The 16,291-nt window shown below is 61.9% G+C and carries 16 protein-coding genes; 10 read left to right on the top strand and 6 right to left on the bottom strand.

Annotated features, from left to right (window positions below):
- Positions 1-15 precede the first annotated feature (15 nt).
- The gene (locus ACR64R_RS10295; RefSeq protein WP_487361524.1) at positions 16-783 is read left to right on the top strand and encodes an alpha/beta fold hydrolase; all 768 of its coding nucleotides are present in this window, start codon (positions 16-18) and stop codon (positions 781-783) included.
- Between the two features lie 16 nt (positions 784-799).
- Positions 800-1,300, top strand: a complete 501-nt coding sequence (locus ACR64R_RS10290; RefSeq protein WP_487361523.1) for a GNAT family N-acetyltransferase — start codon at positions 800-802, stop codon at positions 1,298-1,300.
- Positions 1,301-1,407: 107 nt separating this feature from the next.
- Here the strand turns inward: ACR64R_RS10290 and ACR64R_RS10285 are convergent, their stop codons facing one another.
- Entirely contained in the window at positions 1,408-2,007 is a 600-nt protein-coding gene (locus tag ACR64R_RS10285) for an HD domain-containing protein (RefSeq protein WP_487361522.1), read from the bottom strand.
- A gap of 121 nt (positions 2,008-2,128) precedes the next feature.
- On the opposite strand from ACR64R_RS10285, the gene cysE reads away from it, so the two are divergent.
- Positions 2,129-2,977, top strand: coding sequence for a serine O-acetyltransferase (gene cysE, locus ACR64R_RS10280; protein WP_042644430.1), 849 nt, complete (start codon positions 2,129-2,131; stop codon positions 2,975-2,977).
- A gap of 146 nt (positions 2,978-3,123) precedes the next feature.
- Positions 3,124-3,327: a DUF3126 family protein gene (locus ACR64R_RS10275; protein ID WP_040969488.1), complete on the top strand. Its 204-nt coding sequence runs from the start codon at positions 3,124-3,126 to the stop codon at positions 3,325-3,327.
- Between the two features lie 61 nt (positions 3,328-3,388).
- Here the strand turns inward: ACR64R_RS10275 and ACR64R_RS10270 are convergent, their stop codons facing one another.
- Entirely contained in the window at positions 3,389-3,976 is a 588-nt protein-coding gene (locus ACR64R_RS10270; RefSeq protein ID WP_487361521.1) for a hypothetical protein, read from the bottom strand.
- 345 nt (positions 3,977-4,321) lie between these two features.
- On the opposite strand from ACR64R_RS10270, the gene clpP reads away from it, so the two are divergent.
- The 4 genes from clpP (at position 4,322) to hupB (ending at position 9,679) form a co-directional block, all read left to right on the top strand.
- Positions 4,322-4,957, top strand: coding sequence for an ATP-dependent Clp endopeptidase proteolytic subunit ClpP (gene clpP / locus ACR64R_RS10265; RefSeq protein WP_487361520.1), 636 nt, complete (start codon positions 4,322-4,324; stop codon positions 4,955-4,957).
- Positions 4,958-5,248: 291 nt separating this feature from the next.
- Positions 5,249-6,523, top strand: coding sequence for an ATP-dependent Clp protease ATP-binding subunit ClpX (clpX, locus tag ACR64R_RS10260; protein ID WP_040981372.1), 1,275 nt, complete (start codon positions 5,249-5,251; stop codon positions 6,521-6,523).
- 275 nt (positions 6,524-6,798) lie between these two features.
- Positions 6,799-9,210 (top strand): endopeptidase La, encoded by a 2,412-nt coding sequence (lon, locus tag ACR64R_RS10255; protein WP_487361519.1) that lies wholly within the window; start codon positions 6,799-6,801, stop codon positions 9,208-9,210.
- A 196-nt stretch (positions 9,211-9,406) separates the two neighbouring features.
- Positions 9,407-9,679, top strand: a complete 273-nt coding sequence (gene hupB, locus ACR64R_RS10250; RefSeq protein WP_040969493.1) for a DNA-binding protein HupB — start codon at positions 9,407-9,409, stop codon at positions 9,677-9,679.
- A 71-nt stretch (positions 9,680-9,750) separates the two neighbouring features.
- On the opposite strand, the gene ACR64R_RS10245 is transcribed toward hupB, so the two are convergent.
- Positions 9,751-10,773, bottom strand: a complete 1,023-nt coding sequence (locus ACR64R_RS10245) for an aldo/keto reductase (protein ID WP_487361518.1) — start codon at positions 10,771-10,773, stop codon at positions 9,751-9,753.
- Positions 10,774-10,975: 202 nt separating this feature from the next.
- On the opposite strand from ACR64R_RS10245, the gene hxlB reads away from it, so the two are divergent.
- Positions 10,976-11,521, top strand: coding sequence for a 6-phospho-3-hexuloisomerase (hxlB, locus tag ACR64R_RS10240; RefSeq protein ID WP_487361517.1), 546 nt, complete (start codon positions 10,976-10,978; stop codon positions 11,519-11,521).
- Positions 11,522-11,524: 3 nt separating this feature from the next.
- A complete protein-coding gene (locus tag ACR64R_RS10235) occupies positions 11,525-12,268 on the top strand; it encodes a creatininase family protein (RefSeq protein WP_487361516.1) in 744 nt (247 codons plus the stop codon).
- 38 nt (positions 12,269-12,306) lie between these two features.
- Here the strand turns inward: ACR64R_RS10235 and ACR64R_RS10230 are convergent, their stop codons facing one another.
- The 3 genes from ACR64R_RS10230 to ACR64R_RS10220 form a co-directional block, all read right to left on the bottom strand.
- Complete coding sequence (locus ACR64R_RS10230) at positions 12,307-13,224, bottom strand: carbohydrate ABC transporter permease (protein ID WP_487361515.1); 918 nt, start codon at positions 13,222-13,224, stop codon at positions 12,307-12,309.
- Positions 13,225-13,233: 9 nt separating this feature from the next.
- Positions 13,234-14,349 (bottom strand): carbohydrate ABC transporter permease, encoded by a 1,116-nt coding sequence (locus ACR64R_RS10225; RefSeq protein ID WP_487361514.1) that lies wholly within the window; start codon positions 14,347-14,349, stop codon positions 13,234-13,236.
- Between the two features lie 93 nt (positions 14,350-14,442).
- Positions 14,443-16,107, bottom strand: coding sequence for a type 2 periplasmic-binding domain-containing protein (locus ACR64R_RS10220; protein ID WP_487361513.1), 1,665 nt, complete (start codon positions 16,105-16,107; stop codon positions 14,443-14,445).
- Positions 16,108-16,291 lie beyond the last annotated feature (184 nt).

Below are 16,291 nucleotides of genomic sequence, written 5' to 3'. Positions count from 1 at the left end.
GAAGCAGTTCCGCCGATGGATTTCTTTTCGCATGAGGGTTTCGATCTCGCCTATCTCGATCGTCAGCCGGCCTCGGGGCAGGGCGATCCCGTGCTGATGATCCATGGCTTTGCCTCCAGTCACTATGTCAACTGGGTGTCGCCGGGCTGGTTCAAGACGCTGAACGACGCGGGCTACCGGGCAATTGCCTTCGACAATCGCGGCCATGGCTCGTCATCGAAGAGCTATCACGAAGCCGACTACACGCCGGCCAGGATGGCTTCCGACGCCGCCGCGCTGCTCGACCATCTCGGCATCGAGCGCGCGCATGTGATGGGCTATTCGATGGGCGCGCGGGTATCGGCATTCATGGCCCTGTCCGATCCGGACAAGGTAGCGACGCTGGTGCTCGGCGGGCTCGGCATCGGTCTTGTCGACGGCGTCGGCGATTGGGATCCGATTGCCGATGCACTCCTGGCTGAGGATCCCGGAGCGATCGGCCATGCGCGCGGCCGCTCCTTTCGCGCCTTCGCCGACCAGACGCGGAGCGACCGGCGGGCGCTTGCGGTCTGTATCGTCGGCTCACGCGCATCCATGGGCGAGGACGACGTCGCGCGCATTGCCCAGCCGACCTTGATTGCGGTCGGGACTAGGGACGATATCGCCGGCTCGCCCGACGAGCTGGCCGCCCTGATGCCCAACGCAAGAGCTTTTCACATTGAAGGCCGCGACCACATGCTCGCGGTCGGCGACAAGAGCTTCAAGCAACGCGTACTGGAATTCTACGCCGAAAACCCGCTCTGAGCATGCGGGCCGACATATGGTCGATCTTCTCGTCACGTACATGGAGATGCTCGCGCCGCCCCAGAGCGCGCCGCGCGCGCCGCCTTTGGCCGGCGCCTTCGTGGCGCGCGAGGCGCTTGATCTGGCCGGCTATCTCGGTCTCTACCGCGCGGTCGGCGGACCGGTGCAATGGGATCAGCGTCTGCGCATGGCGGAGGTGGAACTCGAAGCGCTGCTCGCCGACGATGCCACGCATATCCATGTGCTGCGTGTCGACGGCGAGGCCGGTGGCTTCTGCGAGTTCAATCATGTCGGGAAGGCGGCCATCGAACTCGTTCATTTCGGACTGGTCCCCGCGCTCCAGGGAAAGCGGCTGGGGCCGTTCCTGCTCGACCGCGCGTTGCGCGCGGCTTGGTCGCATCGGCCGCAAAGGCTTTGGCTCCACACCGACACCTATGACCACCCGACCGCCCGGTCGGTTTACGGACGCGCGGGATTCAAGCCCTATGCGCAGCGGATGGAGACTTTCCCCGACTAGAGCGTATCACCGTTTCCATGAAACGATGATACGCTCTATCCCTTTGTTTTTACGCAATTCCGGACGGAAAACCGCTCGCACTGTTCCTGGAGTTGCTCTAAGCCCTCTCAACGCTCCAGCATCGCCAGCGAGCGCTCGATGTTGTGTCGGGCCTGTGGTTCGAAGCGCCTGCGGAATTCGGCGGTATGGAAAATCCGCGGGCGGGCAAGGAAGGTTTTCAGGACAGAAGCGCGGCCGGCGCGCCACATCGTCTCCTCGACCCAGCCATACTCGCGCCGGACCGCTCTCTCGTAGGCGTCGAAGGTGTCCGGCCCGGCGCCCAGTACGGCCAGGTCCATGTCGAGGAAAAGGGCGGCGTCCCCGGCGGGACCCTCGTCTTCGAGCGGTGGCAATTGGTGCGTGGCCGTGGCGTTGATCATGGCAATGATCCGGGCAAGGCGCGCCGGTTGGATGCGACCGGCGAGCTTCCTTTCGGCCATCGCCGCGCTCCTTGCCTCATTGTCCTTGGCTCGGCTGTCATAGATGGCGTCATGGAACCAGATCGCCGCTTCGACCGCCTCGGGATCATGCATAAGGCGCCGGTATTCGGCCGCCAACGCCAGCATGGCCTCGATGTGAGCCAGGCCGTGGTAGTGGCGATCCGCGGCCTCATAGAGCGCCACAAGCTCGCTTTTCAGCGCTTCGCCGATCAAGGGTTCGTTTTCCATCGTCGCTTGAATCCGCGTGAACCATGTCCATTTGACGAGACACTAAGGAAAATTGAGTTCAACCGTGCTATGATTTGGCCTATATGTGCCGCCGGAGAAAGAGCAAGGCCGGAGAGCGTCGATGAACAGCATTACGATTGCCCGCCCCAGCATGGTGCAGCCGGTCGATCCGATCTGGCGGTCGATTCGTGACGAAGCGATGGAGGCGGTGAACCGCGATCCGTTGCTCGCGGCCTTCCTCTATTCCACCATCCTCAACCAGGAGAGCCTGGAAGAAGCGGTGATCCACCGGCTCGCCGAGCGCCTGGCGCATCAGGACATCGGCTCCGACCTCATCCGCCAGACCTTCAAGGCCATGCTGGACGACGATCCGGAGTGGAGCACCACGGTTCGCGTCGACATCCAGGCATATTACGACCGCGATCCGGCCTGCGACCGCTTCATCATGCCGGTTCTTTATTTCAAGGGTTTTCATGCGATCCAGACGCACCGGCTGGCGCATTGGCTGTGGAACCACGGCCGCCGGGACTTCGCGCTCTATCTGCAGAGCCGCTCGTCCTCGGTATTCCAGACCGACATCAATCCGGCGGCCCGCATCGGCAAGGGTATCTTCCTCGACCACGCCACGGGCTTGGTCGTCGGCCAGACGGCCGTCATCGAGGATGACGTGTCGATCCTGCACGGAGTGACGCTGGGCGGCACCGGCAAGGCCAATGGCGACCGCCATCCGAAGATCCGCCGCGGCGTGCTGATCGGCGCCGGCGCCAAAATCCTCGGCAATATCGAGATCGGCCATTGTTCGAAGATCGCGGCCGGCTCCGTGGTGCTGTCGCCCGTGCCGCACAACAAGACGGTCGCCGGCGTGCCCGCGCGCGTCGTCGGCGAGACCGGCTGCGACCAGCCCTCGCGGCAGATGGACCAGCTCCTGCCGTCGCAGAGCATGGACCACGTGGTCAGCTTCGACATCTGAACAGGCCTTCACCGCCGGCGGCCGGTAAGCGCTGGTTCTGGCTGGCCGTTGTCCCGTGTTATCCTGTGGGCTTGCCTTTACATGGCCATTGTTGGCGTGTCAGAAGCGCGTTCCAACGAACAAGCCCGACATTTCGGAGAAGACTTTTGAAGCCTGACGAAATCAGAAAGCTCGACGCCTATTTCAAGCGCGTCTTCCAGAATCCCAAGCTGCAGGTGAAGGCGCGTCCGCGCAAGGAAGACTCCGCCGAGGTCTATGTCGGCGACGAGTTTCTCGGCATCGTCTTCAAGGACGAGGACGACGGCGACTACAATTTCTCGATGGCGATCCTCGACGTCGATCTGGCCTGAGCCAGAAACTGCTTTGGCCGGGTAGCGCGACACCGCCGCCCGGCCGGCTGCAACCCGCGGGCTAATCCGGGCAGTGCCGGGGGATATGCACTCGCCGCCAGCTTGTCGAGCCTTCCCGCACCACCACCCGTCGCGCCACCGTCCCGTATGAGGGCGGAATTTCCCTGATGCGGACTTGTTGCGGCCGCACCAGGACTTCGTGGGCCACTGCTTCATATTCCGCCGGATGAAAGACGCGCCGGACACGCTCCGGTTGAACCACGACCGTTTCGGCGACGCGCGCATAGTGGGCCTTGCGCCATACCTTGCAAAGCACCTTGCGGCCGTGGATGACGCGCCATTCCCACGCATAGCCGCCATCGTCGATCTTCACCGTGTGGTAGATCGTGCGCGTGACCGCAGGCACGGTCTCATAGGTGATGCGCTTCGGCGCGATCTGCTCCACGCCCTGATAGGTGCCGTAGATGGGCGCGTCGTAATCGACCACCTGTCCACCGGGGCTGAGCATCACATCCTCGTAGACGGTGTCGTATACCGCCGGCCTGTGGATCGGCTCATAGCATTCGAGCGCCCGGCCGCCGGCGGCGGTTTCGCAGACGCTGGCAAGCATCGCGATTGCCGCCAGCGATGCGGAGTGTTTGCGGATCATGACATTCCCCCGTTGAAAAAGGACGCCTTCACAACGCAGGACTGTAGCGGAAGGTCCGCGGGCGGACAGTGATTTCAGGGCTTTTCGTTAAGCGGCGCGGTTAAGGAATTGCTACTTTGCGGACGGCTTCGCCCGGGCAACCATGTTCGAGCCGCCCCGCGGGACCAAGTCGGCCGTGTTTCCCGGTCTTGCCGCGCTTTACTCGACTTAACCAGATGGCTAGGAGAGGCGGCCTTGCGCTAGGGTGAGCCGGCATCCTATTTAGGTCGTAACCGATCCAGAACGATTCCGCGCCATTGCTCGTATACCAAGGTGCCGGAAATCCATCTCCAACAAGGGTAGTCCATGAAGAACCCCGTTGAAACCTACATGAACCTCGTTCCGATGGTGGTCGAGCAGACCAATCGCGGCGAGCGCGCCTATGACATTTTCTCGCGCCTCTTGAAGGAACGCATCATCTTCATCACCGGTCCGGTCGAGGACGGGATGGCGACGCTGGTTTGTGCACAGCTTTTGTTCCTCGAGGCGGAGAATCCCAAGAAGGAAATCAACCTTTATATCAATTCGCCGGGCGGTGTCGTCACCTCGGGCATGGCGATCTACGACACCATGCAATTCATCAAGCCGGCCGTGTCGACGCTCTGCATCGGCCAAGCGGCCTCCATGGGTTCGCTGCTTTTGACCGCCGGTCACAAGGACATGCGTTTTGCCACGCCGAACGCCCGCATCATGGTCCATCAGCCGTCCGGCGGCTTCCAGGGGCAGGCTTCGGATATCGAACGTCATGCGCAGGACATCATCAAGCTGAAGCGCCGCTTGAACGAGGTCTATGTCAAGCATACCGGCAAGAGCTATGAGGAGATCGAAAGGACCCTCGACCGCGACCATTTCATGACCGCCGACGAGGCCAAGGATTTCGGTCTGATCGATAAGGTCATCTCAAGCCGCGAGGGCCCCGAGACAAGCGCGGCTTCAGCCTAACAATCGACGGCAAATGGCAGCATAACGCGCTTTTGGCGCGCCTTGCGGCATTTCGGCCACATTTGGCTGTTCCCTCAGGCGTTGGGATTGCCTACGTTAAGGCTATGTTGATTTTCGACGGCTTAGCTTTGCATGGGGTTGCTGCGAATCATTGCCGCGTTTTCTGATTTGTGTTTCGTACGGGATGCGCTGTGTGAGCCGGGACACTGGCGGTGGCGGATTCCCGCGATAGATTGGTGAGACGTCACTCAAAGCCAGGCCATCGGCGGGCGTCGGTGAAAGGACAGAAAAATGAGCAAGGTCAGCAACGGCGGCGGTGATTCAAAGAACACGCTTTACTGCTCGTTCTGCGGCAAGAGCCAGCACGAAGTCCGCAAGCTGATCGCGGGGCCGACGGTCTTCATCTGCGACGAATGCGTCGAACTCTGCATGGACATCATCCGCGAGGAGAACAAGACCTCGATGGTGAAGTCGCGCGAGGGCGTACCGACCCCGCAGGAGATCCTCAAGGTCCTCGACGACTACGTCATCGGCCAGCCCTACGCCAAGCGCGTGCTGTCGGTGGCGGTCCACAACCACTACAAGCGCCTGGCGCATGCCGGCAAGAACAACGACGTCGAGCTGGCCAAGTCGAACATCTTGCTGATCGGCCCCACCGGTTGCGGCAAGACGCTGCTTGCGCAGACGCTTGCCCGCATCATCGACGTGCCGTTCACCATGGCCGACGCCACGACGCTGACCGAAGCCGGTTACGTCGGTGAGGACGTCGAGAACATCATCTTGAAGCTGCTGCAGTCGGCCGACTACAATGTCGAGCGCGCGCAGCGCGGCATCGTCTATATCGACGAGATCGACAAGATCTCGCGCAAGTCGGACAATCCCTCGATAACCCGCGACGTGTCGGGCGAGGGCGTGCAGCAGGCGCTGCTCAAGATCATGGAAGGCACCGTCGCCTCCGTGCCGCCGCAGGGCGGCCGCAAGCATCCGCAGCAGGAATTCCTGCAGGTCGACACCGCCAACATCCTGTTCATCTGCGGCGGCGCCTTCGCCGGTCTCGACAAGATCATCTCGGATCGCGGCCGCAAGACCTCGATAGGTTTCGGCGCGACCGTTGCCTCGCCCGAGGATCGGCGCACCGGCGACCTGTTCCGCCAGGTCGAGCCGGAAGATCTCCTGAAATTCGGCCTTATTCCCGAATTCGTCGGCCGTTTGCCGGTGCTGGCGACGCTGGAAGACCTCGATGAGCCGGCGCTGATCCAGATCCTGACCGAGCCGAAGAACGCGTTGGTCAAGCAGTACCAGCGGCTGTTCGAGATGGAGAACGTCGACCTGACTTTCCACGAGAACGCGCTGTCGGCGATCGCCAAGCGCGCCATCGAGCGCAAGACGGGCGCCCGCGGCCTGCGCTCCATCATGGAAGCGATCCTGCTCGACACCATGTTCGAGCTACCTGCGCTGGAAGGCGTGCGCGAGGTGGTGATTTCGGAAGAGGTGGTCTCGGGCAACGCCCGGCCGCTTTACATCTATTCCGAGCAGAAGGAAAAGAAGGGCAACGTCAGTGCCTGAAACGGCCTCCCGACCCTCTGATTTTCATGGAACGGCGCCCGCGTGGCGCCGTTTTGCTGTTTGGGCCTGCCACGAGGTGACGGAATGGACGTCCAGGCCGTGTTAACCCTTGATCTTTGCCCCCGGCGCATCCACCTAACAGCGGAAGGCCGAGGCGCCGGATTCCGTGCTGTAAAATTCCCGTCACAAACGGTGGTAGGCGGAACGACAGTCGGTCGTTAATATGAGATTCGCGGTTGGCTAAAATTAGCGGCCGCGACATGAAAGGTTGGACAATGGCCAAGATATCCAAGGCTTCCGGCGACGGCGTTTTCGCAGTCCTCCCACTGCGCGATATTGTCGTGTTCCCGCATATGATCGTTCCGCTCTTCGTGGGCCGTGAAAAGTCGATCAAGGCGCTGGAAGAGGTGATGGGTCAGGAGAAGCAGATCCTGCTCGCCACCCAGATGAATGCAGCCGACGACGATCCCGAGCCCGATGCGATCTTCGACATCGGCACGCTCGCCAATGTGCTGCAGCTCTTGAAGCTGCCCGACGGCACCGTGAAGGTTCTGGTCGAGGGCGCATCGCGCGCGAAGATCGTCTCGTTCACCGACCGCGCCGATTTCCATGAAGCCCGCGCCACCGCGCTCGCCGAACCGGAAGAGGAAGAGGTCGAGATCGAGGCGCTTGCCCGGTCGGTCGTCACCGACTTCGAGAATTACGTCAAGCTGAACAAAAAGATCTCGCCCGAAGTGGTGGGTGCGGCCAGCCAGATCGACGACTATTCAAAGCTCGCCGACACGGTTGCCTCGCATCTCGCCATCAAGATCCCCGAGAAGCAGGAGATGCTCGCCACGCTTTCCGTCAAGGAGCGTCTGGAAAAGGCGATGGGCTTCATGGAAGCCGAGATCTCCGTGCTGCAGGTGGAGAAGCGCATCCGCTCGCGCGTCAAGCGCCAGATGGAGAAGACGCAACGCGAGTACTACCTCAACGAGCAGATGAAGGCGATCCAGAAGGAACTCGGCGAGGGCGAGGACGGCCGCGACGAGGCGGCCGAGATCGAGGCGCGCATCAAGAAGACCAAGCTCTCCAAGGAGGCCCGCGAGAAGGCGGAAGCCGAATTGAAGAAGCTGCGGTCGATGTCGCCGATGTCGGCTGAATTGACCGTGGTGCGCAACTATCTCGACTGGCTGCTGTCGATCCCGTGGGGCAAGAACTCCAAGGTTAAGCAGGACCTCAATTATGCGCAGGACGTGCTCGACGCCGATCATTTCGGCCTCGACAAGGTCAAGGAGCGCATCGTCGAGTATCTTGCCGTGCAGAGCCGGCAGAAGAAGCTGAAGGGGCCGATCCTGTGTCTCGTCGGACCGCCCGGCGTCGGCAAGACCTCGCTCGGCAAGTCGATTGCCAAGGCGACCGGCCGCGAGTTCATCCGCATGGCGCTCGGCGGCGTGCGCGACGAGGCCGAGATCCGCGGTCACAGGCGGACCTATATCGGCTCGATGCCCGGCAAGGTCATCCAGTCGATGAAGAAGGCCAAGAAGTCCAATCCGCTCTTCCTGCTCGATGAAATCGACAAGATGGGCCAGGACTTCCGCGGCGATCCGTCATCGGCCTTGCTCGAGGTGCTCGATCCGGAGCAGAACTCGACGTTCATGGACCATTACCTCGAGGTTGAATACGACCTGTCGAGCGTGATGTTCGTGACGACGGCGAACACTCTGAACATCCCTGCGCCCCTGATGGACCGCATGGAGATCATCCGCATCGCCGGCTACACCGAGGACGAGAAGGTCGAAATCGCCAAGCGCCACCTGATGCCCAAGGTGATCCGCGATCATGCCCTGCAGCCGAACGAATTCTCGGTCGGCGAGGATGCGATCCGCGGCATCATCCAGACCTACACGCGGGAAGCCGGCGTGCGCAGCCTGGAGCGCGAGCTGATGAAGCTCGGCCGCAAGGCGGTGACCGAAATCCTGCGGACGAAGAAGAAGACGGTGAAGATCACGGCGAACAACCTCGCCGATTATCTCGGCGTGCCGCGCTTCCGCTTCGGACAGGTCGAGGCTGACGATCAGGTCGGTGTGGTGACGGGCCTTGCCTGGACGGAAGTCGGCGGCGAGCTGCTGACGGTCGAAGGCGTCATGATGCCCGGCAAGGGCCGCATGACGGTGACCGGCAACCTGCGCGACGTGATGAAGGAATCGATTTCGGCGGCGGCGTCCTATGTCCGCTCCCGAGCGCTCGATTTCGGCATCGAGCCGCCGCTGTTCGACAAGCGCGACATCCACGTGCACTTGCCGGAAGGCGCGACCCCGAAAGACGGCCCGTCAGCCGGTGCCGCGATGGCCACCGCCATCGTGTCGGTGCTGACGGGTATCCCGGTCCGGGCGGATGTGGCAATGACCGGCGAGATCACGTTGCGCGGGCGCATCCTGCCGATCGGCGGCCTGAAGGAGAAGTTGCTCGCCGCATTGCGAGGCGGCATCAAGAAGGTCCTGATCCCGGAAGAGAACGTCAAGGATCTGGCGGACATTCCGGACAATGTGAAGAACGGCATGGAGATCGTTCCGGTCTCGCGGGTCGGCGAGGTGCTCGCGCACGCGCTTACCCGGATGCCGGAGCCGATCGAGTGGGTCGAGCCGGTTAATGCGCCGGCTCCGGTCGACAGCGGCGATGACGCCGGAAAGTCGCTTGCACATTAGAATATTCTAACAGTGCACTGCACAAAGAGAGAGCCGGGCCTTGAGCCCGGCTTTTTCATGTGAAAAAGCCATGAAAAAATGGAAAAAAGCCCGGAATTCCGCGGTTTTCGGCTTGGGTTCCGGAACGCTTCTTTCTAAAGTCCGTTTCCTGCCGGATGAGTCGTAGGTTCCGGTTTTCTCATGGAAGGGAATTTTGATGAACAAGAACGAACTGGTGTCCGCTGTCGCCGACGCCGCAAGCATTTCGAAGGCTGATGCGCAGTCCGCCGTCGATGCGGTGTTCTCCGTGATCACAGGCGAACTGAAGAAGGGCGGCGATGTGCGGCTTGTCGGCTTCGGAAATTTCACCGTGTCAAAACGCGCTGCTTCGACCGGCCGTAATCCGCAGACCGGTGCGGAAGTGAAGATTCCGGCGCGCACCGTGCCGAAGTTCTCGGCCGGTAAGGGCCTCAAGGACGCGGTCAACTAAGACCTTTCTCTTTAAGTGCAGGAAAGCCGGGGTTGCCCGGCTTTTCTTTTTTGCGGCTGCTCGGACCCGGCTCAGCCCGTTGGCGCGTCAGCGCGCATCAGGCCTTCTTGTTTCAGATCCGCCCAGAGCGCCGCCGGTATCCTGGTGTCGAGCAGTGCGCGGTTGCTTTCGACCTCGGCTGGTCGCTGGCCGCCCGGGATGACCGACATCACCGATGGATGCTGAAGTGGAAATTGCAGCGCGGCCTCGATCAGGCGCACGTTGTGGCGCTTGCAGACGGCTTCGATACGCGCCACGCGCTCCAGGATCTCCCGCGGCGCCTCGCTGTAGTTATAGAAAGCGCCGGGCTTCGGTCCGGTCGCAAGCACGCCGGAATTGTAGGGGCCGCCAAGCACGATGCCGATGCCGCGCTTCTGGCAAAGCGGCAGGAAGGATTGAAGCGCCTCCTGCTCGAGCAACGTGTACCGGCCGGCGAGCAGGAACAGATCGAAATCGCCGCGTTCGGCGAGCGTCTGGGCGACCTGCCACTCGTTGATGCCGCCACCGAAGGCCTTGATCACCCCTTGGTCGCGTAGCGCCAGCAGCCCGTAATAGCCGGACGACATGAATTCCTCGATGCGGGCATCGGAGGCTTCCTTGCTGCCATGAGTGAAGATGTCGACGTCATGCACGAAGAGGATGTCAATGCGGTCGACGCCCAGACGTTCCAGCGAGGCCTCGAAGGAGCGCATGACGCCGTCATATGAGTAGTCGTAAATCTCCCGGCGCGACGGCGTATCGAAGAACTTGCCGATGCCGGTGCGCTGGTCCGGAGGGGCGACGCGCATGATGCGTCCGACCTTGCTGGACAGCACATAGTCGTCGCGCTTCCTGCCGCGCAGGAAGGGATTCAGGCGGGTTTCCGACAGGCCCAAGCCGTATAACGGTGCGGTATCATAGTAGCGGCAGCCTGCCGTCCATGCCGCTTCCAGGGTGGCATTGGCGTCGTCATTCGTGATGGCGCGGTAGAGATTGCCGAGCGGCGCGGTGCCGAAACCGAGTTCGGTAAAGGTGATGCCGCCATTGCCGATGCGGTCGAAATGCCGTGTCTTCATGTCTGACGATGTCCCGGAGCGATTTGTCTGACATGACACTATCACGCTCGTGGCCCAGCAAAAGCGCCGAGGCTCGTTGGACAGCAATTTTCGCGATGATAGCATGAACAAAAACAAGTGTTTCGCTGCGGGAGCCACGTCCATAGCGCCTGGTGACATCTCGTAGACAGGGTGAGCCGTTATGATCAAAACCGGATCCGGGATGTTCGCGACCGCGCTGGACGAGCTTGGCGCAGTGCTGGCGCGCACCGACGAGACCCGGATCGACGCCGCCTGCACAATGCTTGCCGGCGCCGGCAGGATCGCCGTCTATGGCTGCGGCCGCGAGGCGCTGCAGGTGAAGGGCTTCGCCATGCGGCTCTACCATCTCGGGCTGCCGGTCTCGGTCGTCGGCGACATGACCACGCCGCCGCTGGGGCAGGGCGATGTCTTCCTGGCAAGCTCAGGTCCGGGCGAGACCACCACTGTGCTGACCTTGATGCGTGTGGCCCGCGACGCCGGGGCCAAGGTGCTGCTTTTGACGGCGCAACCGGAAAGCAGCGCCGCCAGCCTTGCCGACTTCACCCTGCTCATCCCGGCGCAGACGATGGCTAGCGACCAGGGCGCGGCAGTAACCTCGGTGCTGCCGATGGGCTCGCTGTTCGAGGGCGCGCTGTTCCTTTTGTTCGAAATCATGGTGCTGAAGCTCAAGGCGCTGACTGGGGCGTCGCCGGAAGCCATGCGCGCCAGGCACACCAATATGGAGTAGGGGATGCGCTACGAGCTGATGCTGCCGCACCAGATCCGCAAGGCGATCGAGGAGAACTGGCCGGTCGTGCTGCCGCTCGGTGTGCTCGAATACCATGGCGAGCACATGGCGGTGGGCATGGATACGCTGGCCGTCATCAAGACGGTGGAGCTGATCGAAAAGGAGAGGGACATCGTCATCCTGCCGCCCTTCTATTACGGCGCGGCGAGCTATGCGGTGGCGGCGCCGGAAGGCAACGGCTCGGTGCAGGTGGGGGGTCCGGTGCTTTCGCCCTTCGCGGAGGAATTGTTCTACGGCCTGTTGCGCATCGGCTTTCGCAACATCCACGCCATCATCCACCACCAGACCGAGAATTTCATTGCCGGCATGCCGACCGATCTCGCCTTCAAGACCGCCGGCCGGCAGGCGATCTTCCGCTTCCTTGAAAAGGAACGCGGCGAGGGCTGGTGGGGGTCGAACACCATGGCCGATTATTATGCCGGCCATGCCCAGGGCGAGAATGTCTTCAACTGGGTGCAGGTGCATCCGCTGATGCCGGCCGTGATGAACGGCAAATATCCGTTCGACCACGCAGGCATCGGCGAAACCTCGCTGATGCTGGCGCTTTGTCCGGAGGCGGTGGACGAGAAGCATTTCGCCGACAACACCGGCTGGTACACGAAAAGCGCCGCGGAAGCCTCGGCGGATCTCGGCAGGATCGGCGTCGCCCTGATCCTCGACCATCTGCGGTCGATCCTGCAGGCCTAGCCCCCTTCTCCTCACAAAGGGAGAAAGAGAGGCGCCATCTACTTCACCGAACCGGCCGTCATGCCCATGATCAGATAGCGCTCGAGCGCGATGCCGATGATGGCAAGCGGCGCGATCGCGGCCGTGGCCAAGGCCGCCATCGACCACCAGTTGATGCCCTGCGAGCCGGTCTGGCTCGCCACCATGACAGGGATGGTCTTGGCGTCGGTCGATGTCAGGAGGGCGGCGAAGAAATACTCGTTCCAGCAAAGCACCATCGCCAGAATGAAAGCGGCGACCATGCCGGGCAACGCGATCGGCATGACGATGCGGAAGAAGGCGCCCCAGATCGAGAGCCCGTCGACAAGGGCTGCCTCTTCGAGCTCGACCGGAATGGAATTGAACTGGTCGCGCATGATCCAGATGACGATCGGCAGCACCATCAGCGTGTAGAGCAGCACGAGCCCGATGCGCGTGTCGAGGAGGGCCACTTCCCGGTAGAGCACGAGGAAGGGCAGGGCCAAAACGACGGGCGGCAGGATCAACTGCGACAGGAAGAAGAACGAGATGTCCTCGTTCCTGAACCAGGCGAACTTGTAACGGTAGCGGACAAGGCCATAGGCGGCGAGGCTGCCGATGATGATGGCGAGGCCCGAAGCGCCGACCGAGGTAATGACCGAATTCATGAAGCGTTTCAGGAATTCGTCGCGCACGGTCGAAGTCTCGAAGATCGAATCCGGCGACAGGCCGAGCGAGCGCCAGCCCTTCCAGTCCGGCTGGAAGTCAACGAAGGGGATGAGATGGCCTTGCGTGACGTCGACCGCCGATTTGAACGAGGTGGTGATTGTCCAGTAGATCGGGAACAGGCAGACGAAGGCCCAGAAGACAAGCGCGCCATAGATGAAGACGCGGCTGGCGATGAAGGCCGCCGGCGAACGGATTTCGGAAACGGTATAGTCGGTTGTCTGGACGCTCATGACGGCCGCTCAGTTGACGTTGCGCACGAAGCGACTGGCGAATTTCAGAAGCCAGGTCACAAACACGACGATGATGACGAGATAAGCCATGGCAAGCATCGTGCCGTAGCCGACATTCGAGCGATCGCGATACTCGCGATAGATGAAGCTCGACACCGAATCGGTGGCGCCGCCAGGGCCGCCGGAGGTCAGGGTGATGACGATGTCGGCAAGCTTCAGCTTGAAGATGATGCGCAGGATGACGGCCGTGACCGACACCGGCAGCATCAGCGGGAAGGTCACCTGCCAGAAGGTCTGCCATGCGGTCGCGCCGTCGACGCGGGCAGCTTCCAGCACCTCGCGCGACATCGCCTGCAGGCCGGCAAGCAGCATGATCATCATGAACGGGATGAAGGTCCAGGCATCGAGCATCATGATCGAGATGCGGGCGGTGATCGGATCGGAGAAGAAGGCGGGATTGTCCCAGCCGAGATGACGCGCCAGCGTCGCCGCAGGTCCGAACCGGTACTCCATCAGCGATTTGCCGACCATCCAGGACACGGCCACCGGGGACAGCATCAGCGGCAGCAGGAAGACGACGCGGAAGAACTTGCGTGCCCGGATCTGGGCGTTGAGCAGCAGCGCCAGTCCGAAGGCGATGACATATTCGACCAGCACCGCAAGCACGTAGAGCACCATGTTGAACAGCGCGTTGCGGTAATAGGGATCGGCCAGCATCTGCCAGAAATTGTCGAGGCCGTTGAACCTGCGCCCTGTGAAGGAACTGAGGTTCCAGTCGGTCAGAGCGATGTAAAAGCCGAACAGCGTCGGAAAGATCACCATGGCGATGGTGAAGAGCAGTGCCGGCAAAAGGAAGAGCGCCCGCTGGCCGTCCTCGCCGCGCGTCAGCACCTGCCAGGCGCCGAGGGCGACGCCCCACAGAACATAGGCGTAGATCACCGGGCGCCATGTGTCGAAGCCGATCGTGGACATCTCGCTCTTGTAGAGGATCTGCACGACGATGATTGCCAGCAGGCCAAGCGTTGCAATGGCCAGCAGGCCCCAGCCGAGGCGCTTGCGGCCTGCCGGGATCAGGTCGGCCGGGTTTGCCGGCCACGCATTCGCGGTCGAAATCTGCTCTGCCACGCCTCTCGCCTCTTAGCGCATCAAACCGGCCGAGCCGGTAAAGATACGGCCCGATGACGATCCGTCATCGGGCCGCGACGTTGGTAAGCCAGCCTACATGCCTAGCGAGGCTTTGTAGAGCTTGATCTGGTTTTCCCGGCCGATCTGGTCGGTCAGCTTTTCCCAGGCGGCGGCGATGGCGTCGGCGCCTTCCTGCGCCTTCATCTTGCCGGCGAAGGTGTTGGCCAGGATGTCCTCGGCGGCCGAGTAGTACTGGAAGATGCCGGGGATGCGCGGCTCGATTGCGCCGTTCGGATGGTTGTAGGAGTTGAACTGGGAGTCGAGGTAGTTCGTGATGAACGCCTTGTCATAGCCAGCGGCCACCCATTCGTCGATGTTATGCTGGCTGTTGCGGTAGCACTGGAAGCCGGACGGATACATGGCCGTCCAGATTGCCAGGTCCTTGCCACCAAGATGCGCGGCGGCGCTCCACGCGGCCTTCTGCTTCTTCGGGTCGCTGTCAACGCGGGCCATAACATAGATGCCCCAGCCGAGATAGGCGAGGTTGGGCGCGTAGTTGGGACCGCCTGGCAGCTTTTCCCATTTGCCGGTCTTCGAATTGTAGACGTCGTCCGAGCCCGGCAGTATGTCGAAGCCGCAAAGGTCACCGATCACAGAGGAATCGTTGGTTTTGGCGTTGGAGCCGATGTCGCCCCACCACGGGATCATTGAACCGGTCCCGGCCAGGAACTGCTGGAAACCAGTGGTGTTCGGATCGGCATTGATCTGGTCGGCGGGTTCCGACGGCAGGGCGTCGATGACGTCCTGGATGGCCCGCACCCAGGCCGGGTTGTTGATGCGCGGCTTCATCGTGTCGGCGTCGAAAAGCCAGGCTTTGTCGTCGGGATGCTTGGCGTAGGCGGTCGCGCGGCTGCCAAGGAAGTAGAAGCCGAATCCGCCCCATGGCTTGGGCGCGTCGAGATAGCCGTAGACGTCCTGGCCCTTGAACTTCTTGCCCTTGAGGAATTTGGTCACTGCCTGAACCTGCTGCCAGGTCTTTGGCACGCCCCATTCGCCGGCGCCGCCGCTGTCCTTCCATTGCTTGGCGAGGTCTGCGTCGGCGAACACGTCGGTGCGGTAGTTGAAATTATGCGTGTCGCCGTCGATCGTCACGCGATACTGCTTGCCGTTCCAGGTGCCGACCGGCGGCTTCAGGTAGTTGACCAGGTCGTCGATATCGATCTGCTTCTTGACCCAGTCCGGCATTTCAGAAGTGAGCCCTTTGCCGCAGACATCGCCTTCGAACGGCGCCCCCATCTCGGCAATGTCGAAATCAACAGTTCCGGTGGCAATCGACTGTTGCAAGCGGGCATTGTAGTCGGCCTGGGCCAGGTCGATCCAGCTGATCTTCGCGCCGGTATAGGCCTCCCACGGCTTCAAAAAGCCGCGGAACAGAACGTTGTGCAGGTTCTGGTTGTTGAGACCCATGAATTTGAGCTCGACCCCGGCGAATTCGCCTTCCTTGACATTGGTCTTGGTGCCGCCAAGGCAAAGCTCACCGACTTTCTGGAAGTCGGCGTCGGTCGGCTGGCCTTTGCCGACGCCCGGGATCTGCAGGATCTTCGCGCGCAAACCATCGTCGGCGGCGGCAGGTCGCGTCAGTGCGCCGAGCCCAGCGCCGGAAGCTGCGGCGACTGCTGCCATACTGGCGGCACCCTTCAGCACATCGCGGCGGCTTGCGCCGGCGCGCATCAGTTTTTCATACAGATCGACTCTCATCTACAGGTTCCTCCCAGAACAACAGCCATTGAATTGAAGTGGCCAATCTCTCGGACGTCGAAACGTCTCTCGGTTCTCCTCGATCATACGGGGACGTGGGACCCCACCCTGCGTCGCCGGAGCTCCGATCTCAGGATAACAGGCCTGCTCTCGGATTGGCACTCGCCACTATTCGCGTAATCGA

This window comes from Mesorhizobium sp. MC2-1-1 (assembly GCF_057597255.1).
The sequence above is the reverse complement of the archived record's forward strand: the minus strand, read 5'-3'. Positions and strand labels throughout refer to the sequence as shown.